This window comes from Bradyrhizobium sp. CAR08, from assembly GCF_052871955.1.
Genome location: NZ_JBIXJX010000006.1, coordinates 244,836 through 266,877, shown reverse-complemented (window position 1 = coordinate 266,877; position 22,042 = coordinate 244,836). Strand labels below are relative to the sequence as shown.

20 protein-coding genes and 1 pseudogene are annotated in these 22,042 nt (G+C 63.1%); 11 read left to right on the top strand and 10 right to left on the bottom strand.

Features of this window, described 5'->3' with window-relative positions:
- Positions 1-5 precede the first annotated feature (5 nt).
- Together ACIPUD_RS15440 and ACIPUD_RS15435 are read right to left on the bottom strand one after the other, a co-directional pair.
- A complete protein-coding gene (locus ACIPUD_RS15440; RefSeq protein WP_377831324.1) occupies positions 6-359 on the bottom strand; it encodes a hypothetical protein in 354 nt (117 codons plus the stop codon).
- 375 nt (positions 360-734) lie between these two features.
- A complete protein-coding gene (locus ACIPUD_RS15435; protein WP_446481034.1) occupies positions 735-1,133 on the bottom strand; it encodes a MerR family transcriptional regulator in 399 nt (132 codons plus the stop codon).
- A 140-nt stretch (positions 1,134-1,273) separates the two neighbouring features.
- Here ACIPUD_RS15435 and ACIPUD_RS15430 point away from each other — a divergent pair, with 140 nt between their 5' ends.
- The 3 genes from ACIPUD_RS15430 (at position 1,274) to ACIPUD_RS15420 (ending at position 4,954) form a co-directional block, all read left to right on the top strand.
- A complete protein-coding gene (locus ACIPUD_RS15430; RefSeq protein ID WP_446481033.1) occupies positions 1,274-1,852 on the top strand; it encodes a cation transporter in 579 nt (192 codons plus the stop codon).
- Positions 1,853-2,336: 484 nt separating this feature from the next.
- Positions 2,337-2,954, top strand: coding sequence for an efflux RND transporter periplasmic adaptor subunit (locus tag ACIPUD_RS15425; protein ID WP_446481032.1), 618 nt, complete (start codon positions 2,337-2,339; stop codon positions 2,952-2,954).
- Positions 2,951-4,954 (top strand): autotransporter domain-containing protein, encoded by a 2,004-nt coding sequence (locus tag ACIPUD_RS15420; RefSeq protein WP_446481124.1) that lies wholly within the window; start codon positions 2,951-2,953, stop codon positions 4,952-4,954. Before ACIPUD_RS15425 ends, ACIPUD_RS15420 begins: the two co-directional genes overlap by 4 nt.
- Positions 4,955-5,167: 213 nt before the next feature.
- Here the strand turns inward: ACIPUD_RS15420 and ACIPUD_RS15415 are convergent, their stop codons facing one another.
- Both ACIPUD_RS15415 and ACIPUD_RS15410 read right to left on the bottom strand, forming a co-directional pair.
- Positions 5,168-5,494, bottom strand: a complete 327-nt coding sequence (locus tag ACIPUD_RS15415; protein ID WP_446481031.1) for a DUF3303 domain-containing protein — start codon at positions 5,492-5,494, stop codon at positions 5,168-5,170.
- A gap of 292 nt (positions 5,495-5,786) precedes the next feature.
- Positions 5,787-6,194: a hypothetical protein gene (locus ACIPUD_RS15410; RefSeq protein ID WP_446481030.1), complete on the bottom strand. Its 408-nt coding sequence runs from the start codon at positions 6,192-6,194 to the stop codon at positions 5,787-5,789.
- Between the two features lie 616 nt (positions 6,195-6,810).
- On the opposite strand from ACIPUD_RS15410, the gene ACIPUD_RS15405 reads away from it, so the two are divergent.
- A complete protein-coding gene (locus tag ACIPUD_RS15405) occupies positions 6,811-7,794 on the top strand; it encodes an ABC transporter substrate-binding protein (RefSeq protein ID WP_446481029.1) in 984 nt (327 codons plus the stop codon).
- 503 nt (positions 7,795-8,297) lie between these two features.
- A complete protein-coding gene (locus ACIPUD_RS15400) occupies positions 8,298-8,912 on the top strand; it encodes a LabA-like NYN domain-containing protein (protein WP_446481028.1) in 615 nt (204 codons plus the stop codon).
- Between the two features lie 283 nt (positions 8,913-9,195).
- Here ACIPUD_RS15400 and ACIPUD_RS15395 read toward each other — a convergent pair.
- A pseudogene (locus tag ACIPUD_RS15395) lies at positions 9,196-9,386 on the bottom strand (arsenate reductase (glutaredoxin)); the annotation flags it as partial.
- Positions 9,387-10,214: 828 nt separating this feature from the next.
- Between ACIPUD_RS15395 and ACIPUD_RS15390 the strand changes: the two are divergent.
- The 6 genes from ACIPUD_RS15390 to ACIPUD_RS15365 all read left to right on the top strand — a co-directional run bounded on the left by ACIPUD_RS15390 (position 10,215) and on the right by ACIPUD_RS15365 (position 17,035).
- Positions 10,215-11,039: a metallophosphoesterase family protein gene (locus tag ACIPUD_RS15390; protein ID WP_446481027.1), complete on the top strand. Its 825-nt coding sequence runs from the start codon at positions 10,215-10,217 to the stop codon at positions 11,037-11,039.
- A 5-nt stretch (positions 11,040-11,044) separates the two neighbouring features.
- A complete protein-coding gene (locus ACIPUD_RS15385) occupies positions 11,045-12,211 on the top strand; it encodes an ABC transporter ATP-binding protein (RefSeq protein ID WP_446481026.1) in 1,167 nt (388 codons plus the stop codon).
- Complete coding sequence (locus tag ACIPUD_RS15380; protein WP_247295184.1) at positions 12,208-13,137, top strand: carbohydrate ABC transporter permease; 930 nt, start codon at positions 12,208-12,210, stop codon at positions 13,135-13,137. Before ACIPUD_RS15385 ends, ACIPUD_RS15380 begins: the two co-directional genes overlap by 4 nt.
- Positions 13,137-14,012, top strand: coding sequence for a carbohydrate ABC transporter permease (locus ACIPUD_RS15375; RefSeq protein ID WP_446481025.1), 876 nt, complete (start codon positions 13,137-13,139; stop codon positions 14,010-14,012). The genes ACIPUD_RS15380 and ACIPUD_RS15375 overlap by 1 nt, the downstream gene beginning before the upstream one ends.
- A 28-nt stretch (positions 14,013-14,040) precedes the next feature.
- Positions 14,041-15,345, top strand: a complete 1,305-nt coding sequence (locus ACIPUD_RS15370) for an ABC transporter substrate-binding protein (RefSeq protein WP_446481024.1) — start codon at positions 14,041-14,043, stop codon at positions 15,343-15,345.
- A gap of 70 nt (positions 15,346-15,415) precedes the next feature.
- Complete coding sequence (locus ACIPUD_RS15365; RefSeq protein ID WP_446481023.1) at positions 15,416-17,035, top strand: inositol monophosphatase family protein; 1,620 nt, start codon at positions 15,416-15,418, stop codon at positions 17,033-17,035.
- A gap of 49 nt (positions 17,036-17,084) precedes the next feature.
- Here the strand turns inward: ACIPUD_RS15365 and ACIPUD_RS15360 are convergent, their stop codons facing one another.
- The 5 genes from ACIPUD_RS15360 to ACIPUD_RS15340 all read right to left on the bottom strand — a co-directional run bounded on the left by ACIPUD_RS15360 (position 17,085) and on the right by ACIPUD_RS15340 (position 22,041).
- Positions 17,085-17,474, bottom strand: a complete 390-nt coding sequence (locus ACIPUD_RS15360) for an NUDIX hydrolase (protein ID WP_211416050.1) — start codon at positions 17,472-17,474, stop codon at positions 17,085-17,087.
- Between the two features lie 64 nt (positions 17,475-17,538).
- A complete protein-coding gene (locus ACIPUD_RS15355) occupies positions 17,539-18,633 on the bottom strand; it encodes a zinc-dependent alcohol dehydrogenase (protein WP_446481022.1) in 1,095 nt (364 codons plus the stop codon).
- A gap of 76 nt (positions 18,634-18,709) precedes the next feature.
- Positions 18,710-19,657 (bottom strand): sugar-binding transcriptional regulator, encoded by a 948-nt coding sequence (locus ACIPUD_RS15350; RefSeq protein ID WP_211416048.1) that lies wholly within the window; start codon positions 19,655-19,657, stop codon positions 18,710-18,712.
- A gap of 144 nt (positions 19,658-19,801) precedes the next feature.
- Positions 19,802-21,283, bottom strand: a complete 1,482-nt coding sequence (locus ACIPUD_RS15345; protein ID WP_446481021.1) for an alkaline phosphatase D family protein — start codon at positions 21,281-21,283, stop codon at positions 19,802-19,804.
- Positions 21,280-22,041: a glycerophosphodiester phosphodiesterase family protein gene (locus ACIPUD_RS15340; RefSeq protein ID WP_446481020.1), complete on the bottom strand. Its 762-nt coding sequence runs from the start codon at positions 22,039-22,041 to the stop codon at positions 21,280-21,282. Before ACIPUD_RS15340 ends, ACIPUD_RS15345 begins: the two co-directional genes overlap by 4 nt.
- Between the last annotated feature and the right edge of the window lies 1 nt (position 22,042).

The following is a 22,042-nucleotide window of genomic DNA, read 5'->3' as shown; positions in this document are numbered from 1 at the left end:
GCCGTTCAGGCCAGGATTCGAGGAGGTTGGTCGGGAGGTGGACGGGTCAGACCGTCGCCGACCAGGTCTTGCGCGACCAGGTGGGTAGACCGGATCGCGTGCCGCAGCAGGAGGGCGGCAGAGTCGGAGGGTCCCGCCTGGGCCGTCTTCAGGACGCAGATCGCAACCAGCGGGCAGTCCTGGCAGTCCTTGCCCTTCTGCTCATCGGGGCAACAGGGCATGTCGGCCGACATGGACATGTCGCTCATGCCGTCCGCATGCACTTGCGCGGCGGCGGCCGGCGCCGCCAAGGGCGCCAACGCCAAGCCGGCGGTCACCAAGACCGCGAACGCAACTCTGAGCAGTCGCCGCAGATTCATGACCGAACCATCCCACCGGGGGCGGGACTTTGGAAGGTCGCCGCCTTCACATGTTCGCCAGCCCGGAAGGCAACGCCCTTAAGGTTCACACCCTCTGCCGATGGTTTTAGCCCCACCGCCGAGGGTTCGTCACTGCAGACGGCCTTGGCACCGCGTTTGGCCAGGAACGCGATCCAGAGGCTTGTGCGGGGGGCCGCAGCCTTCCGCACCGTTCGGCCTCTCCCTCGCTCAGGTGACGCCGCCCAGCGGGGCTTTGCGGGGTGGCCGGGTTCCCCACGTCCGACGGCGGGCTTGACTTTTACGGCCGCCGAACAGTCTGATGGCGGGCCTGGAACGCCATCAGTGTCGTGCCTGGCCGCCCCCAAAGACGCCCAGCTAATCAGGGCGTGCGCTCAAGCTGTCGATGACCCGACATTCGGCTACAGAGCCGCCGCGACATTCATCGAGCATCCTTTTGAGCTCGTTCCGGAGCAAGGTCAGTTGCCTGATACGCAGATCGACCGCGTCGAGGTGGCGGGCTGCGATCTTGTCGGCGTCTTCGCACGGTCCACTGGGCTGTGCGCTCAGCGAGAGTAGTTCCCGGATGTCATCGATCTCAAACCCAAGTTCGCGGGAGTGACGAATAAAATTCAGCCGGCGTACAGTTTCTGCGCCATAGCGGCGCTGCTGGCCTTCGGTACGCGAGGGCGCCTCGAGGAGGCCGATCTGTTCGTAGTACCGGATGGTCGGAACCTTAACCCCGGCCTCCTTCGCCAGCGCGCCGATGGAAAGCATGGCCAGTTCCCACTTGAACCTCTAGTGACTAGAGGGTCTATAACCCTCTTCCGGACGATTGAGAAGGACCAAACCATGAGCGCGGCCTGCTGCGGCACCATCACAACGAGCCTTCGGCGACAAACAGGGCATATCGCCGTGTGCTGTGGGCGGTTCTGGCAATCAACGCGTCGATGTTCGCCGTAGAGATCGGCGCCGGCCTGCACGCGGGCTCGGCGTCGCTCCTGGCCGACGCGCTCGACTTCCTGGGTGATGCGGCGAATTATGGGATCAGCCTCTTTGTGGTGGGCATGTCGTTGCGCCATCGCGCCGGCGCCGCGATCGTCAAGGGCGTTTCAATGGGTCTTTTCGGTCTCTGGGTATTGGGAGTCGCGATCTGGCACCTCTATTCCGGCACCCGGCCCGAAGCGATCACGATGGGCACGATCGGCATCTTGGCTCTCGCGGCTAATGCCGTTTCGTTCGGATTGCTCTGGGCCCATCGCGGCGGTGACTCCAACATGCGGTCGGCGTGGATCTGCACCCGCAACGATGTCTTCGGAAACCTCGCGGTGCTGCTCGCGGCCGCTGGCGTCTTTGGGACCGGCACCGGCTGGCCCGACATCATCGTGGCGGTCGTCATGGCTTGTCTCGCCCTCCAAGGCGCTTTTCTCGTCGTCAGGCATGCCGCGTCGGAGTTGACGCTTGGGAATACCAGACACGCTCCGGTAGGTGGATGAAAAGCGCACCTCCCGGATCGGCTCAGGAGGAGCGCGGCAACCGGTGGTCACGGTTGCCGCTGGTCCTGATGTTGACGGTCGGGCTGCTGCTTTCGTTGCTGCACTGTGCCTGCTGCGATCTTCCCTTCGCAAGCGACGGACCGACGATCATCGCTTCCACCACTTCGGCTCCAGACACAGGTTCGGATCCTCCGGAGCAACGGTTGCCGCCTCACTGCGGCCAGTGTCTTTCGCACGTCACGACGCAGCGCCCCGCGTCGGCGCTGACTCCAGACGATGCGGTTCGTGTCGTGCCGTCCTTGGAGCATGTTCGCCCGCTCGCCGGAGTTGCGGACCTGCCCTTGTTCAGGCCGCCCCGAGCCTGAGGGCGGCGGTCGAACGGCTGCCGCCGGGCGACCGAAGCGGCCATCGACGACTTCGAGTGCGGTCATGCACCCATGAGGACGGGCGGCTCACGCCGTCGGCTTCGCATCGGAAAAACATCATGGCAAACAAGCCAACCATCATAGTCATCGCATTTCTGGCAGGCGCCGCAATCTTCGCCCTCGCGCCAGGTCTGTCGACCGGAGTTCAGCGCACGCTCGGGATAGGTTCGCAGACCCGACCGGCAGTCGCAGCAAAGCCCACCGCACCCGAGCCGTCCGCCAGGTCGCTGACGATGAACGAAGAACGGATCGAACTCGCGCAGATCGAACAGCGGAGCGTCGGCGTGGCGACCGTGGCCAAGCGCCTTGCCGTGCCTGGCACAATCGTGCCCGATGCCGCACGCGTCGCGCACATTTCGGTCAAGCTGTCCGGGACCGTTGCGGAGCTGCGGAAGAACATCGGAGACGACGTGGTCAAGGACGAGGTCTTGGCCGTCCTCGAGAGCCGGGAGGTAGCGGACGCCAAGAGCGAGTACCTGGCTGCCCGGCTATCCAACGACCTGCAGCAGGACCTGACGGCGCGGGACAAATCGCTGTGGGAAGGACGAGCCGTTCCGGAGCAGCAGTATATCCGCTCTCGTAACGCGGCGGCGCAGACCGAGATGCGCTTCGGTATCGCGCGCCAGAAGCTGCTGGCGCTGGGAGTGCGGGACGACGAGATCACGGCGCTTCCATAGGCTCCGGATGCTTCACTGCGCAGCCAGAACGTGCGAGCACCTATTCCGGCGGCACCACCATTGCGGGCGGAACGTTGCGGCTGGAGAACAACGCGGCACTCGGCACCGGTGCGGTCACGACCACCGGCTCGGTGCTGGACTATGCAAACGGCATTACGATAACCAACCCCATTCAGATCAATTCCAGTCACACCCAGTTGCAGGTGCTTGCCGGCACAGCAACGCAGGAAGGCGTTGTTTCCGAGCTCAATGGGCCGCGGCCGCTGGAGAAGATCGGCGGAGGCCGGCTGGTCCTCACGTCCGTGAACACCTATAGCGGCCCGACCACAGTTACGGGAGGCGCGCTGGATGTCGTGGGCTCGATCGCGTCCTCCAGCCTGGTCACAGTCAACACAGGCGCCGCGCTGACCGGCACCGGCCTGGTAGGCAACACCATGATCGCAAGTGGCGGCACATTCGCGCCGGGTAACGGCACGCCAGGTTCGTCGATAACAGTGAGCGGCAACCTCGCCTTCCAGTCCGGTGCGGCCTATCTGGTGCAGGTTAGGCCCGCCGTCGCCGCCTTTACCAACGTCTCAGGCAGCGCGACCCTCGATGGAACGGTATTCGCAACCTATGGCGGCAGCAACTACGTTAAACGCTCCACCATTGTGAGCGCCGCGGGCGGCATCAGCGGCACGTTCGCTGGGCTTGCCAGTACTAACCCGTCGTCCAATTTCACACCGTCGCTAAGCTACGATGCAACGCACGCCTATCTGGATCTGACACTGAGCTTCACGCCAGCGGGCGGAGGGTCCAATCCCGGACTGACCGGCAATCAGCAGGCCGTCGGCAACGGGCTGATCGGTTACTTCAACACCACTGGCAGCATGCCCGTGGCGTTCGGCGCGCTGGGTTCGGCGGGAATGATGCAAATCTCTGGCGAAGCCGCGACCGGCACGCAGCAGGTTTCCTTCAATGCGATGGATCAGTTCATCGGACTGCTCACCGACCCGTTTGTGGGCGGGCGCGGCAATTCGGATGTCGCAACTGCCTCGCAGTTTGCCGAAGAGCGTGATGCGGTAAGCTACCCCACCACAGCGAGCCGCGGCTCGGAACGCGATGCTTATGCCGCGGTGTACGGTAAAGTTCCGCCGCGCGTCGTCGATCCGTTCGCAGGCCGCTGGAGCGTGTGGGCCGCCGGCTTCGGCGGTGCGCAGACCGCGGATGGCAATGCGCGCCTGGGGTCAAATACCGCGACCAGCCGCGTGTATGGCACGGCCGTCGGCGCCGACTACCGTCTGTCGCCGAATACGCTGGCCGGCTTTGCCTTGGCCGGCGGCGGCACCAGTTTTGTTATCGCCAACAATCTCGGCCATGGCAGCTCGGATCTATTCCAGGCCGGCGCCTTCCTTCGTCATCGCGCGGGAGCGGCGTATATTTCGGCTGCGCTGGCCTATGGCTGGCAGGATATCACCACCGATCGCAACGTGACCGTCGCTGGCCTCGACCAGCTTCGGGCGCGTTTCAACGCCAACGCGTTTTCAGGCCGCATCGAGGGCGGTTATCGCTACGTCACGCCGTGGATGGGTGTCACACCCTATGCCGCCGGACAATTCACGACATTTGATCTGCCCAATTACGCCGAAACTATCGTCTCCGGCGCAGGCATCTTTGCCTTGAGTTATGCCTCGAAGAGCATCACGGCGTCGCGCAGCGAACTCGGCGTGCGTAGCGATAAATCCTACGCGATCGGTGACGCAATCCTCACGCTGCGCGGACGGGCGGCATGGGCGCATGACTTCAATCCCGACCGCAGCATCGCCGCGACGTTCCAGACGCTACCTGGCGCGACCTTCATCGTGAACGGCGCGGCATCAGCCCGTGACGCAGCGCTCACCACCGCCTCCATCGAGTGGAGCTGGCTGAAGGGCTTCTCCCTCGCGAGCACCTTTGAGGGCGAGTTCTCCAGCGTCACGCGCAGTTACGCCGGCAAGGGTGTCGCTCGCTATCAATGGTGAGGTGATCTCCGCTGCTGGCCCTTCCGCGAAGTGGCAGCATCGCTCCACGAGGTCCGCTTATTGAGGCAAGGTGGACCGGATTTGCTCAAGTTGAGTTCTTCGCGTTTTGGACCCAATTCAGACATCGGCCTCTCACTTTTCATGTTCCGTCTTTGAATTGGGACGCCCCGACTAATGGTCGGAGCGCTCGTCGATTTCAAGATCATCCGCCAACTAGCCCTTGGACGCTTGTCTCGCCCATTCCAGTGAACTCGCGTTTATCGGCACTGACTCGCTGATATCGACGACCGGAACGACATCAATGTCATTCCAGAAGTTGTACTTTGCCACGAAGGCGGTGATGGCTTTTGGGTCGTTGGCTTCGACCAAAACATAGCCCCCTCGTCCCGCCAGGTTCGCTACGAACGCGTGTATCGTCAGCCCCTTCTCTTCATCCGGCTTCCACTTGCTGAACGCAGCAAGAAGCGATTGCGATCCTGCAAAGTTTTGCTCAAAGGAAAGGCCGGCAGTGCGGACTGTATATTCGAGCATGTATTTCATGAAACACCTCCTTCAAAACTGGACAGTGAGCCACGCGACCCATCTAATCCGAAGTGCGAGCGATCGCGCAAGTGTTTGCAGCGGCGAGAGCGGTCTCATTGGTCGAGAAGTTGTCCGGTCATCGCTCATCGCGTCGGTTGGCGCAGCGACATATCCAGAAATTCGGCGCAACCCGGAAGTCACCGTCACAGCGCAAACCGACGCGATCGGCGCGTAGCGGTCCCGCACGCGAATGGCGCGCCGTCGCGTGCACCATTCGCTGCTACAATCATTCTTACGGAATAAGCGAGCCTCAAGCCTTCAGGTCCGTGATCCACATGACCGCGACCACGTTCCCATCATTGAACGCCTGCTCCTTTGTGTCCTTGTTGCAGGTCCAGACAAAATTCTTCTTGCCGGTAAAGGTCTTTTCGTCCTGCGCAAGCCGAAGCTCTCCTTCGGTGATATGGCAGACCATGGCATTCATCATCGGGGGACCCATGGTCTTCGATCCCGGCTGCATGATGATATCGCGCATCGAGACGGTCTTAAAACCGGGGATCAGTGATGGTGTCTCGCCATCATATTCACGCACCACCACACCTAGCCACGGAGTTGTGTCCTTATAGCCCGTAGTTTGAGCGGCGGCCGGATTTATCATGGCCGCCGTAGCCGCCGCCAACCCGAATCCCAATGCAGACCTTCGATCGATCTTGCTCATCGCTTTTCTCCCTGGGTTACTGCAACAAGCCGCCGCAAAAGCTGCGCGCGTGTGGAATGTGAAATCGTGGTGTGAAACCGAAAAGGGGGCGGTCTCTGAGGGTAGCGCACCTGCCGACAGCGCTAGAACTGCTCGTTCGTCCCGAACGGTGACTTCGGCACATCCCGCTTCAAGGGCAACCACATTCTACGAGGCTGGACGCGTCCTAGAAATGGGTGTTTCGCCCAAGAGGCATAATGCCTCAGTTTGCTAGGGCCAGAAGATCGGCCCCAGTGTCAGCAACTTCACACTGCGACCAACTGAATACGCAAGTCAGCGTCGCTGACTTGTCCTGCGCTGGTCGCAGTAAGGCGCGGCCACGACCTATTGGCGTCGAGTGCGGAGGCGATGATGCTGCTCCTGCGGGGTGGCCCATCGCCTATGTGGCGGCCCCCTCCACGAGGTCCCCTCAACGAGGCATGACGGACCAGATTTGCTCACGTTGAGTTCTTCGCATTGTGACCCCATAGCGTTCATTTGTGATCGCTTCATCATTTCGCAGCTGCTATTAGTCGCACTTGCCGGACAGACGCTCGGCCTGTCGACCCGATCGCCTTTGCAACGATACGGGGATCGCATGAGACGGTTTGCCGTTACAGTATCCGCCGTTCTGGTTGTGCTGCTTTCCTTCGCGTCGACAGCCACAGCTCAATCGCTGCGAAGAATGGCGCGAATCGGGATGCTTTGCGCGCCCGCCTGCAAGGTCTCCTTTGATGAGGCGTTTTTGGACGAGCTTAAAAAAATCGGTTGGGTGGAGGGCACCAACATCACGATCGAGCGGAAGGACCCGGATTATCACCTCGACCAGCTTCCGGCGCTTGCGTCCGACCTCGTGCGGTCGAAACCCGATCTCATCGTCGCGTTCACCCCTCACGCCGCGCGGGCTGCAAAGAACGCCACTTCCGACATCCCAATTGTAATAGTCTTGGTCGCCGATCCGGTCGGTATGGGACTCGCGTCAAGCCTAGCCCAGCCTGGCGGTAACCTGACAGGCGTCGCAACGATGGACCGGATCGATTTTGGTGGCAAGTTTCTTGGTATTCTTCGAGAAGTTTTGCCACAGGCCAAGCGCGTAGCAGTTTTCCTCAACAGCTTAAACGAGATGCATCGGCTGGTGTTTCCGGAGACACCAGCTGCGGCAGCTAAGCTCGGCTTTCAGTTAGACGTGTTTGATTTGCGAGAAGCAGGGGAAGTGCCTCGCGCCATTGCCGCTGCAAAAGCTCAGAGAGCAGAGGCACTGGACATATTTAGCGACCCGATATTTTCCTTTCCATCGAATCGTGTACCCGATCTCGCGGTACAGGCCGGCTTACCATCAATCTCCTTCGACCTCGACTTTGCGCGAGCGGGTGGATTGATTTCCTATGGGCCGGACTTTCTTGCTTTGGCTCGAATTGGGGCTCGCTATGTCGACCGAATTCTGAAGGGCGCCAAAACGGCCGAGCTTCCTATCGAGCAGCCCACCAAATACCTGCTTGTCATCAATCTCAAGACGGCGAAATCGCTCGGTATCGAAATCCCGGCGAACGTCCTCGCGCGCGCGGACGAGGTGATTGAATAAGGCGTGTCACTTCCGGTTTTGGTCCACCGGTCCATCGACGCCGTGCCCTACATGTCGGCTCACAAGAGCAGACCGGAAGTTAGCAGCCGAGCGCCAAAATCGACGCTTGTGGCCCGTTTAAGACATGCTGAGGGCGGTCTGACCTGTCCGTTCATAGAGGTAGATCGGACCAGTACGGCATGCGGAAAAGGACGCGATTGACCCGTTGCCGCGGCGGCCTTTGTTCATATCGGGTCTACTGCGACGTCGCCTACTGGCCGATTTTGTTGCAAAAGTCGGCTGCAATGGATTTGGCCGTTGGGCCTTTCGTTGAGCCGCGCTCTGAAGCGCTGGCCCTGACGCATTCTACGTAACTTCGACGCTACGCGATGCGCAGAGCCTGAGCCGGTGGCGGTCGTGCGACCAGCGATGCAAACCGCCTCAGATTTCCTCAACTTCATTTGCTTCGCTAAACCAGAGCCCGTGCAGAAACGCCTGCCCGCACCAATTCGAGCCGCGCCGGAATGTCGTCCACGTCCACCAGGATTGCGCTCTTCATCGATGGCCCCAATCTCTACGCCACCGCCAGGTCGCTCGGGCTCGACATCGACTACAAGCGCCTCAGTGAATTCCAGAACCGCGGGACCCTGCTCCGCGCGTACTACTACACCGCCGTTGTCGAGGATCAGGAATTCTCCTGGATCCGGCCGCTGGTCGACTGGCTCGGCCACAACGGCTACACCGTCGTCACGAAAGCGACCAAGGAATACGTCGACGCCTCCGGACGCCGCAAGGTCAAGGGCGACATGCACGTCGAGCTGGCGGTCGACGCCATGGAACTCGCCGGGCGGATCGACGAGCTGACCCTGTTTTCCGGCGACGGCGCTTTCCGCACGCTGGTCGAGGCTGTGCAGCGCCGCGGCGTCCGCGTCCTGGTGGTCTCCACCACGATCAGCCGCCCACCGATGATCGCCGACGAGCTCCGCCGCCGCGCGGAGGTCTTCATCGATCTGGTGGAGCTGCAAGCCAACATCCGCCGGGACTTGTCTGAGCGGGGGCCCTCCAGCGAGGGCAGCGAGACCCACAGTCCGCCGCGGCGGCGCACCACCACGGCAGAGCCGGACGAACTCATTCCGTAGGTCATCGAACTCACCCGGCGGAGCGCGACTTCTTGGGAAGTCTCATGGCGGTCCTTCGCACTCAGCCGAGCTTCGATCACGAGTTCGTCGCCGATCGCCGAGCTCGGTCTGCCCGAAGCCGGCTGGGCGCCGCTCGGCTGACGGTCCGGCCGCCACATCGTGGGCACCTCACTCAGTGCTCTCCGACCGACTTGCTTGAGATCACCCCATTGAAGTCTCGCCGCGAGTCGCGGCTTCGAGGATTTTCGAGGCGACGTGCGGCGAGCGGAGGTCTCGTCCCGGGAATATTCTCGTACGGCGTCCCTTTCTCGCGCACCGAAATTCCCATCGAGGCGATCAGTTCTTTCAGCGTCTCGCGCGATGGTCGCGTCTTGAGATACTCGATGATCGTTGGCTCGATGCTGCTCTGCCGGATCATCGCGAGTGTGTTCCGCGAGGTGCCGCAATCGGACTGTGGTAGATAGTGACGCTTATGGACGTGTGGGCTGGCACCGTGGTGGTGAGCGCTTGCCAAATTGCGCTCGACCTCCTGCGCATTATACCAAGATCGACTATCGCGACCACAATGTCGATATCCATGCCGAACGAAGCTCAAGCGGCGGTGGTCTCAATCAGAGCGATGGCGGATACTAAGGTTTCATTGCCGGATGTTTTCAGTCGATTGCGATGAAGTGGCGAGGGGTGAACGAACGATGTCAAGCCATCCTTGGCCTTCATTGTGCTCAAGGCGGCTTCCCGATCAACGTCGCGACGCACCGACAACTAGCGACACGAAAGACGCGCGTGCGAACTTCGATCCGGTTCAGGTTGCGTTCGCGAATATGCTCAACTTGGACAAGGATCAATCTGAAGCTCAGTGTCTTGCGATACATTGGCAGACAGCAAACCTCCGACATCCCAAGCTCATGGCCGGTCGCGGCCCGCGCTTGGCGCCAACGCTCCCTCGCATGCGGCCAAAAGGAACGGCATCTGGGTGCCCTGAGCAGGTTGTCCTCATCGAGATGCTCGCTCGTTGCCGCTGCGAGGTAGTTTGGCAGGGCCAAACCTCAGTGCAGTGATCGAAACGACTCTGAGATTCCGGCTTGAAATTACATTTGTCACCATCGTCATTCATATGTATAGTTTCGAAAAACATTCAATCCGCTTAGCGACTTCACCAAGGGAGGGAGAGCGCCAAAAACCTCAGATCCCACGATTGCAATCACCGCCAAGTCCGCGCTGCGAGGAGCAGCGCGTTCGATTCGAGCGAGACCGCTGCGCGACCGACGCACGGCGTGACACGCGAGCCATAGCAGAGGCGTCATGGTCCGAGTTGTTCAGATTTCCGATACGCATCTCAGCCCGACCAAGCAGCACTTCGAGGCAAACTGGGCGCCCCTTGCACGCTGGATCGCGCAACACAGGCCAGATCTCGTCATACATACCGGCGACGTAACGGTCGATGCGGCCGATCAGGAGACCGACGCGGCATATTGCGCCGCCCAACTGGCCTCGCTGGGCGTTCCGGTCGTGGCGGTACCGGGCAATCACGACATCGGCGAAGTTGGCAATCCCCACCAGCCGGTGGATGACGAGCGGCTCGATCGCTTTCACCGCCACTTCGGTGACGACCGCTGGCTACGCGATGTAGGCGGCTGGCGCCTGATCGGGCTCAATTCGATGATCTTCGGCGGCGGCCCCCAGGAGGCGCAGCAAACCCAATGGCTCGAGGCCGCGATGGCCGATGCTGCGGGGCGTCGCATTGCCTGGTTCACGCACCGGCCACTCTTCATCGAGTCACCGACCGAGGCCGACACTGGTTACTGGTCAGTCAAGCCGGAGCCGCGCCGGGCCCTTCTCGATTTGCTGCATCGCTATCGGGTCGAGATCGTGGCAAGCGGACATCTGCATCGCTGGCACGAAATTCGGCTGAACGGCACGCACTACGTTTGGGGGCCGGCGGCCGGCTTCCTGGTCGGTGAGAAATTGGCGCCGCCGATGGGCGGCGTCGCGCGGCTCGGAGCCGTGATCTACGACATCGACGGCGAAAACATCGACGTGAGCATTCGTGCGGTACCCGGCCTTACCGATTACTGGATCGACGACGTGGTGCACGAGGTCTACCCGCCGCGCGAAGCTAAGGCGTGATCGCGATGGCCGGCCTCACATTGCGCGGCATCCATAAGGCTTTCGGCGACACGGTCGTCCTCAACGACATCGATCTCGATATTGCGGACGGCGAGTTTCTGACGCTGGTGGGTCCCTCCGGATGTGGCAAGTCGACGCTCCTGCGCATCATCGCCGGCCTCGAATCGCAGGATCGCGGCTCGGTCTCGATCGGCGGGACCGCGGTCGACCATTTGCGCCCTCACGAGCGCAGAATCGCCATGGTGTTCCAGAATTACGCGCTCTATCCCCACATGTCGGTGTTCGACAACATCGCGCTGCCGCTCACCATGACGCGCCTCAACCTATTCGAACGCCTGCCCTTGATGCGTCATTTGTCGCCCCGGCGCAGGCGCGTCATGGACGAGATCGCGCGTGAGGTGCGGGTCGTCGCCGAGCAGCTTCGCATCGAAACTTTCATTCGCCGCCGCCCCGGACAGCTTTCAGGCGGCCAACGGCAGCGCGTCGCGCTCGGCCGCGCAATGGTGCGTCATCCGCAGGCTTTCCTGATGGACGAGCCCTTGTCGAACCTCGACGCCAAGCTGCGCGTGCACATGCGCGGCGAGCTGACCGAGTTGCACGCGCGTCTGGGCGTCACGATGATCTACGTGACACACGACCAGATCGAGGCGATGACGATGTCCGATCGCCTCGCCGTGATGGATCACGGCGACATACTTCAACTCGGCACCCCCGCCGATGTCTATGAACGGCCAGCTACGACCGCGGTCGCGCAGTTCATTGGCAGTCCTGCGATTAATCTATTTCCGGCCCGCGTTGGGCCCAGCGGCCAGGTCGAGCTGCTCGGCCGGATGCTGCCGATCGATGTTCGCAACGCGCCGGCGCCGGAACTGACGGTCGGCGTGCGCCCGGAAGCGATGCGGATCGGGGGTGGACCGTGCGTCGTCACGTGCAGATTCCGGCGCCGCGAAAATCTCGGCTCGGAAAGCATCCTTCACTTCGACCTCGTGGCCTCTCCGGAGGTCGCGGTGCTCTGCCGGGTCGACAACAACATGCCGATTGCCGAGGGCGAGGTCACGCTCGCCTTTGAGCCGCGGGATTGTCACGTGTTCGACCACAACGGCCGGCGCATCGAGGTGGAAAGCCGTACGGCGGCCAGCCGCGATGTGCGCCGCGGGAGCGAGGTCCGATGAACGCGGTCGCGGCTCAAGTCACTCCGCTCGACCTGGCGCCGCCAGCCGGCCGCCAGAAATGGGGCGAGCGGTTCGCGGGCGTGGGCTTTGCGGCGCCGGCCTTCATCCTGCTGGTCCTCACGAATCTGCTGCCGCTGGCTGCTCTCGCCTTCCTGAGTTTAACCAACTACGAGTTGGGCGCGCTCGATTTCTCGTTCGTCGGTCTCAAGAACTTCAGCGCGGCGCTGCAAGATCCCGTGATTCGGCGCTCGGTGACTAACACGTTGCTCTATGTGGCGATTGTCGTGCCCGGCGGCGTCCTGATCTCACTGCTTGTCGCGATCCTGATCCACCAGCGCCAGCGCACGCGCAGCTTCTATGAGGTTATTTATTTTCTCCCGGTCACCTCGACGCTCATCGCGATGGCCACGATGTGGCAGTTCCTGCTGCACCCGACCCTGGGACTGATCAATCAGACCCTCAAGGGGCTGGGTTTCGCCGAGACAGCGTTCCTGAGCGAGCCGCGCCTCGTCATACCGACGCTCGCCGCGATCGGCATCTGGCAGCTCGTCGGCTTCAACATGGTGCTGTTCCTTGCCGGTCTCTCGGCGATCCCCCGCGACCTCTACGAAGCCGTCGCCGTCGACGGCGCGAGCCATCCCATCGACCGCTTCTTGAAAGTGACGTGGCCAATGCTTGGTCCGACGACGATGTTCGTGACCGTGACGACGTTCATCACGGCGTTCAAGATCTTCGACACGGTTGCGGTGATGACGCGTGGCGGCCCCGGAGGCGCATCGGAGGTGCTGCTCTATGCCATCTATCTGGAGGGGTTTCAGTACTTTCACATGAGCTATGCGGCGACGCTCACGCTCGTCTTCCTCGCGTTCACCCTGGTGTTTTCGGTGCTGCAGACCTTCATCCTCGACCGACGGGTGCACTATTGATGCGCATATCGGCCACGATCGCCCGCCCGCCTGCGCCGGTCGCGGTCCGGATGCGGCGCCTCGTGTCGCTTGCGCTCGTCCACGCAGTGCTGATCGGCGGCGCCGTCTTCATGCTGCTGCCCTTCGTGTTCATGTTGACGAGCGCGATCAAGCCGCCGGGCGAGATCTTCGAGGCGACGTTCCGGCTCTGGCCGCGCCAGTTCTACGGATGGCAGAACTTCGAATCCGCCTTGAGCACCGCGCCGCTGCTGCGCTTCCTACTCAATGGTCTCATCGTCTGCGGCGGCATCCTCGTCGTCCAGCTGCTGGTCGCGATCCCATGCGCCTATGCGCTCGCCAAGCTGAGGTTTCCGGGACGGCCGATCCTGTTTTCGCTGGTCCTGCTCGGACTCTGCATTCCGGTCCAGGCGCCTTCGCTCCCGCTCTACATCGCGTTCGCCGAGCTCGGCATCCTCAACACTTACCTGTCAATGATGATGCCGTTCTTCCTGTCAGTGTTCGCGATCTTCCTGTTCCGCCAGTTCTTCAAGTCCTATCCGGACGAGATCATCCAGGCCGCGCGGCTGGACGGTGTCGGCGAGTTCGAGATCGTGTGGCGCATCGTGGTGCCGAGCGCCTGGCCGGCAATCGCGGCGTTTTCGATCTTCTCTGTCGTGGCGCACTGGAACGACCTGTACTGGCCGCTCATCGTCGTCTCCGACACCAAGCTCGCAACGCCGCCGCTCGGCATGATGTACTTCGCCGATTCCGAGTTGGGCTCGAATTACGGCGCGCTCGCTGCCGGCGCCACCATCATCACGGCGCCGCTCGTCATCGCCTTCCTGATCGCGCGGCGGCATTTCATCGCTGGCATCACGATGACCGGAATCAAATGACTTCAACCACTGCCAGGGAGACAACGTCATGCTGCATCGCCGAGACCTCCTGAAGAGCGCCGCTGCCGTCGGGACCACTGCGCTTTCAAGTCCGTTTCTGACACGGTCGGCCTATGCGCAGGACGTGACGCTGGATGTGCTTTATGCCTTTCCCGCCTTCGCGAAATTCCATGAGCCGATCGCCCAGGAGTTCATGAAGCGGCAGTCGAGCATCAAGATCCAGTTCCGGGCGCCGGCAGCGAGCTATGACGAAGGTCATCAGACCATGCTGCGGCAGGCCGTCACCAACCAGCTGCCGGACGTCTACTATTCCGGGTACCACCTGCTCGCCGAGCTGGTGCGCACGCTGGTGAAACGCAACCAGATCACCGAGGTTGCTCCGATGCTGCAGAAGGAGGACGCCGCCTGGCGCAAGGCCAATTATTCCGACGGGATCCTGGCGCTCGGGGCGGTCGACGGCAAGATCTACGGCCTCGCGTTCAACGCCTCGCTGCCGATCATCTATTTCAACGCGCAGCTCGTGAAGGAAGCGGGCGGCGATCCCGACAAGATGCCCGACAACTGGACGGACATGATCGCCCTCGCCGTCAGCATCAAGAGCAAGGGCTCCGACGTCGCCGGCATCGCCTACAACATCCACGACTGGCCCGACGATTGGCTGTTCCGTTCGCTGATCCTGCAAGGTGGTGGCCAGATGCTCGATGCGTCGGAAACCACTGCCGGATTCGGCAACGACGCCGGGCTGAAGGCCCTGACCCATTGCCGGCGGTTCGTGGCCGATGCCAAGATGCCGCTGATCGATTGGGACTCGTCGCGCCAGCAGTTCATCGCCGGGAAGATCGGCATTTTCGCCGACACACCGGCCCGGTTGCGCCAGGTCACGGACCTGATCGGCGACAAGTTCACTTTGCGCACCAGCACTTTCCCGATCGACAACAAGCAGAAGGGTGGACTGCCCACGGGCGGCAACGCGGCAATCATCACCGCGAAAGATCCGGTCAAGCAGCGGGCGGCCTGGGAGTTCCTGAAGTTCGTGAGCGGCCCGGAAGCGCAGAAGATCGTGGTCGAGACCACGGGCTATATGCCGACCAATTTGCGCGCCTCGGGGCCCGAATTCCTGGCGCCGTTTTACGACAAGAACCCGAACTTCCGCACCGTATCGCAGCAGATCGAGCGCGCGAAGCCGTGGCAGGGTTATCCAGGCGGACAGTCCGTGAAGATCTGGCGCACACAGCGCGAGATCATCCATGCCGTCATGCGCGGGGAGACGACCGCCGAGGCCGGACTCGATCGCATGGTCAAGGAAAGCAACGCCCTGATGAAGAGCTCGTAGGCAGCGGGCGATCGATTGCGGCAAGCGGCCTGGCGCTGGCCGCTACTGTTCCCTTCGGAGGCGGAATTCTGTGTTCATCATTGCCCAGCTGAGCGATCTGCACGTCCGGCCGCCCGGCAAACTCGCTTACGGCGACGTCGATACCAACGCGATGTTTCACGGCGCCATCGACGCCGTGCTGAGGCTCGAGCCGCGGCCCGATTGCGTCGTGATCAGCGGCGATCTGACCGACGGCGGGCTCGACGAGGAATACGAGATCGTCGCCGCCGGCCTGGCCAGGCTGCCGATGCCGGTGTTCGTCATCCCCGGCAACCACGACCGCCGCGAGCAACTGATATCTTCGCTACGTCCTCGCCACCGCTATCTTCCGTCCGATGGCTTCGTCAACTTTGTCGTGGACGATTTTCCGGTCCGGCTGATCTTCCTCGACAGCGTCGAGGCCGGAAAGATCCACGGCACCTTCTGCGCGGTCCGGCAACAATGGCTGCGCGACGCGCTCGCGACCGGGCGCGGCCAGCCGACGGCTATCGTCATTCATCACCCGCCGTTCCTGGTCGGAGCCGACGGGATGGACGAGCTGCGCCTCCTCGGGGCCGGCGCGCTCGACGCAATCATCAAAGACCATCCCGAAATCGAACGCGTGCTGTGCGGTCACTATCACCGCTCGATCACCGCGCGCTATGCGGGAACCGCGGGCTATGTGGCGCCAAGCACGGCGCATCAGGTTGCGCTCGACCTGCGGCCCGGCCACAGCAATCGCTTCATCATGGAGCCGCCGGGATTTGCCTTGCACTGCTGGCGGCCAGACATGGGCATCACCAGCCACCTCGTTCCGGTCGGAGACTACGGTCGCCCATTCGAGATCGCGGCCGACCAAGACCATCCGGGAACGGACCGGGGCGACGGCCTTCCGGCACTGCTGAGGCGCGCAGAGGCCGTCGTCGGCGAGGCGGCGGCCAAGCTGGTCGCGATGCAATCCACGCCGCTGCGCACGGAGCGCAAGGACCATCTCGACATCGTCACCGAGGCGGATCTCGCCTCCGAAGCGATCGTGGTCGCGGGCTTGAAGGCGCTGACGCCGGAGGCCGGCATCCTCGCCGAGGAGAGCGGCGCGAGCCCCGGGGACAATGCTGCGCGCTGGATCATCGATCCGCTCGACGGCACGATCAACTACGCCCGGGGGCTGCCGTGGTTTTCCGTGACGGTCGCCTACGAGGTCGACGACGAGACGAAGCTTGGCCTGATCAACGCGCCCAAGATCGGACTGACAGCGCGCTATCTCGCGGGGGAAGGCGCGACGATCGACGGCTTGCCGGCACGCGTCTCCACGACACGTTCACTGTCGGATGCGGTGATCTCGGTGATTCTGACCTCGCATTTCTCGCCCGACGAGGTCCAGCGGACGACGCGGGTGATCGAACTGCTCGGCAAAGTGGTGCGCGGCGTACGTATCGTCGTCTCCGGCGCCTTCGAGACGACGATGGTCGCCTCGGGTCGCCTGGACGGCTTTGTCTCCCTGAAAGCCGACATCGTCTCGCACGCGGCCGCGATGCCGATGGTGTGGGCCGGCGGCGGAAAGGTCACGACACTGACGGGGCGGCCGTGCCGCAACGACGATCTCGACAAGATCGCTTCAAACGGATTGATCCACGAGGAGTTGCTCGTTCTCCTCCGCCAGGCGCTGCAATGACGAGCAGTTCCGGACGACGAACCTTCGCTCATCGTCTGGCGCAAGCGACCTAGCGGCGGCCGCGCCTTGGAAACAGCTTGTCGCGGATGTAGCGCGAGGTCGGCGTCAGTCTGGCGCCGCGCGGCTTGCGCCAGACCGCCCGGTCGATCTCCTTCTTGTCGCCGACTTTCAGGCGCCCCGACACCTTCTTGGCCAGGAAGATCGCATCGCTCATCCGCCGGCCGGTCCGGCTCTTCCTCGCTTTGACTTCCTTCCAGAGTTTCAACGGCCCGAGCTTCAGCTTGGGAAGCTCCTCCTTGATCTCGCGACGAAGGCAGCTCCTGTCGCTCTCGCCTGCCCGCCTGCGGCCGCCGGGAAACATCCAGAGCCCGTCGCGCTTGCGTCTCACCATCAGCACGCGCCCTTTTCGGGCGACGACCAACTTCGACGATTTCGCCATCACGACCGGTCCTGCTTCTGTGCCTGCTCCACTGCACCAGGCTCTTGACGAGATGACGCTCCGTCTACGGGCAGATGATCGCCTTGATGATGCCATCGCGCCGCGCGACCTGCTGCTCGAATGCGGCGGGCGTCTGGTCGAGCGAGAAGCGATGCGTGGCCAGCGGCGCCAGCTTGATCTTCCCCGACTGCGTAAGGGCAATGGCCCGCGGATAGACCTCCGGCATGCGGCGCGAAAACTTGATCGACAGGCCCTTCCGGCGCGATTCCGCGCCGCTGAGGATGTACTGATTGTTCTCGGGGATGCCGACGAGAACCGCCCGGCCGCCGATACGGGCGCAACGCGCCGCATGCTCGAAGCCGTGCGAGGAGTCGGTCGCCTCGATCACCAGATCGACGCCGCGGCCTTCGGTGGCCTCGCCGACCTCGGCGTAGCTGCGGCATGCCACGTCCGCACCGAGGTCGCAGGCCAGTGCGGTACGCTGCTCGACCGGGTCGATCGCGATGATCTTGCCGCTGCCTGCGAGCCGCGCCAGTTGCACCAGCAGCAGTCCCACCGGCCCGCATCCGAGCACCGCCACACTTTCCAGCAGCCGCGGACGCGCCAGATCCATGGCATGGATCGCGACCCCAAGCGTCTCCAGGATCGCTGCGCTGGCGGGATCAATGCTGTCGGGCACCAGATGCACAGCCGATTTGGGCACGCAGACGAATTCGGCCATGGCGCCGTTGTGAGGCGCGTAACCGAGGAATTTCACATTGGGGCAAAGATTGGTGTGCCCGCGGTGACACCACTCGCAACGGCCGCAGGGAATGGACGGATCGACCGCCACCAGCGCGTCGGCCGAGAACCCCGCCTTGCGCGCCGAGTCCGGCGTGAGGACACCCGAGAATTCATGACCCAGGACGAACGGCCTGACTTGCGTCGGACCGGTCGTTCCGCCCTCAAGATAGGAGTGCAGATCGCTGCCGCAGACGCCGACAGCCTTGACGCGGATGATGAGCTCGTCCTCCGCGACCGGCTTCGGCTCGGGAATATCGAGGACGCGGATATCACGAATGTCCTGGAGCACCGCAGCGCGCATGTCGACGCCATCCTTCTGAGCAATTGTCTCCGGCATATTACATATGTAACAACGAGGTGACAAATGCTTTTGCACGCCTTTCGGCGCACGTCGGCCGCGCGTGGACAGGGGTGCCCCACGGCGGATGTCATAGCTGTAGCGGAAAGGACGGCTATTTCTGCTTGTCGATCAGCTTCAGCGCCGCGATGGCGGTGCTCTCGTCGGTCACCAACACCTTGCCGATCCGGCCGCGCAGCACCGCAGCGATGATCGGCGCCTTGTTGAGCCCTCCGGCGATCAGCATCGACGTCGGCACGCGGGCTAGCTTGTCGAGCGGCATGGCAATGGCGCGGCTGTTGATGTTGTGATCGATGGGCCGGCCGGTCTTGTCGAGAAATTGCGCCAGGACGTCGCCGACGGCGCCAGCCGCCCGCAGATGCTCGGCGCGCACGTCCGGCGGCAGCCCATGCCGCATCAACAGCGACCGGGGCGTCATGTCTCCCATGCTCAATAGCGCGAGATCGATCTTCTCGACGCTGTTCAGCACCTCCTGATAGACCTCCTGGGCCAAAAAGGTGTCGCGCGAGCGCCGGCTGCTGACGAAAATCGGTGCGGCCAGATAGCTGCACTGGGCGTGCAGCCGGTGCGCGAGCTCACCGGCGATCTCGAAGGTGTTGAGCTCGAGTCCGCGCGACAGGCCGCCCATCATGGAGACGATGGAGAGATCGGGATAGTCCGCCGGCGTGACGTAACGGATGGTCTCGCGCAAGGTCGCCCCCCATCCGATGCCGATAATGCGCGGACGCTTCTGTTCGAGGAATTTGGACAGATACGCGCCGGCCGCCATGCCGATCAGGCTGCCGACCTGCTCGGGATTCTCCGGGCTCGGGATGACGACGGCATCCTCGAGGCCGCATTCCCGGCGCAAGCGGTGCTCCAGCTCCGTGCAGCTCGCAAAGGCGGAGTTGAGACGGATGTTGACGATGCCGGTCTGCCGCGCATCCGACAGCATGCGGTTGACGCGGGCGCGGGTCAGCCCGAGCCGCTCGCCGATCTCGGCCTGGGTCAGGTTCTCCATGTAGTAGAGCCAGGCGACCCGCAGGATGGTTTGATCAGTCACGGCGCAGCCCCCCGCAGCGGCCTCAAGGCACAATCAGATGTCGAAGCATTTGAGGCGATCTTTCGTTGGCCGTCAAATCTGCAGCATGCGGATGTCGTCATGCGGTCTTCGCGCCCGGCACGCCGTCCTCGACCACAAAGCTCGTCAGCCGGCGCACGGCGCTCGCGGCGTCCTTGACGTCGTCGAGCGCTTCGAATCCCACGGTGCATGCCGGGTGTCGAGCTCGACGGTCGCATAGCCGCGCTTGTCGCCACGCGCATAGACCAGATGCGGGTTCTCCGCCAGCGCCTTGCGGACGCTGGCTTCGCTTGGCCCGTCCGAGCTGATCGACGTGCCGACGAACTCGGTCGCAATGGTCGGGCCATCCGGGCGGGCGTCATCACGCTTGAGATCGGCGCTAAAGAAGGCGTGGCGGTCGCCGCCGATCACGATCGGATTGCGCCGGCGACGCGCCATAAGCGAATCAAGCAGACGGCGGCGGGCATTGGGATAGCCGTCCCAACCATCCATCCAGAAACGCGCGCCGTCGTCTGCTTCGCGCTTGTCCTGCGCCATCAAGGTCTGCTGCGCGACGATGGTCCAGCGGCCGCGACAGTCGCGCAGGCGCGCATCGAGCCATTGCTCCTGTTCCCGACCCAACATCGTCCGCGCTTCGTCGGTCCGGCCTGCACAGTCCGTCACCCAGGTCGGCCGCCCACTTCCGACACACGCAGATGCCGAGCGATATTGCCGGTCGTCGAGCAGGAGCACGTCGAGCATCTCGCCGAAGCGATAGTGCTCATAGATCGTGGCGTTCGCGCCGCGCGGGCGCGCCGAAAGCGGCAGCGGCATGTGCTCGTAATAGGCCTGATAGGCGGCCGCGCGGATCTTCAGGAACTGACCGGCGTCGTGCACGGTGTAGGAGCGATCATTGGTATAGTCATCCATCACCTCGTGATCGTCCCAGACCGAAAGCCAGGGAAAGGCGGCGTGCGCCGCCTGCAGATCGGGATCGCCCTTGTAGAGCGCGTAGCGGTTGCGGAATTCCTCGAGCGTCGTCGGAATTCCGACGCCGTGCTGGCGGACGTGGTGCGATCCCCAGGATTTCTCATAGATGTAGTCGCCGAGATGCACCACGAGGTCGAGATCGCGTACGGCCATGTCGCGGTAGGCAGTAAAATAGCCCTGCTCGTATTGCTGGCAGGACGCGAAGGCAAAACGGAAAGCCCGCGCCGACCCGGCGGGCGCGGTTCGGGTGCGTCCGGCCGGGCTGAGCGCCGGACCGGCACGGAAGCGGTACCAGTAGACGCGGTCCGGCCGGAGCCCCACCGCCTCGGCATGCACGGAATGGGCAAGCTCTGCCGTCGCCTGCACGACGCCGCGGGCGACGATGCGCGAGAAGGCCTCATCCTCCGCAATCTGCCATTCGACCTCCACTGACGCGTCCTGCATGCCGCCACCCTCAAGCGGCTGCGGCGCTAGGCGGGTCCACAGGATGACGCGATCCTCCCGCGGGCACCCCGAGGCAACACCGAGCGTGAAGGGATCTGCGCTGAATGAGACCGGCACTGCGCGCACGAACCCGGCCGGCGCAGCCAAGGCGACGCTCGCCAGCGATCCCACAAGAAAGCGACGGCGGGGAATCATGGGCGCGCCAGCATCGTTTCGAGCCTGCGACGAATGCTCACGGCGAGATCCGGCCGATCTGTCGTGATCTGCCGCACCGGCTGTGCGAGCCAATAGGTAATGTCCTCGGGCTCGTTGGCCACCCACGCACCGAGACGCCCGGGACCAAGCACCTTGGTAGCGAGCGGTAGCGCTAGCCCCAGCAACGATTTTTCGACCGCGACGATGCAGCCGGGAATAGCGGCCAATTGCGCCAGTGCGGGCTCAATTCCGCCCACCATCTCTGCCGAACGGCGGTCGAGCGAAACGAGCACCCGCGCTTCCGGCCACAGCCGGCGCACGGTCTCGATCACCCCCGGCACGAAGCAGGTGATGACGGCACGCCGCTCCAGACCCCGGCGCTTGATATGATCGATCAGCCGCGCCTCCAGGCCTGAATAGGGATTACCGAACGCATCCGTCTTGATCTCGATATGCAGCTCGAGCGTGGTCTCGCTGTACACATCGAGCACCTCGTCCAAGGTCGGAATGCACTCATCGCCGGCATCACGCAGACGCGTTGCCGTCAATTGTCGCAGGCTGCGCGCGCCGACCGGTCCCGTCTCGAAAGTGGTGCGATCGAGCAGCGGATCATGGATCACGACAAGCCCGCCATCCCTGCTCTGATGCACGTCGAACTCGACTGCGTCGACCCCTTCCCTGCACAGATTGCGGAAGCCCATCAGGCTGTTCTCCGGCCAAAGATTGCGTCCGCCGCGATGCCCGGCGATGAAAACCATG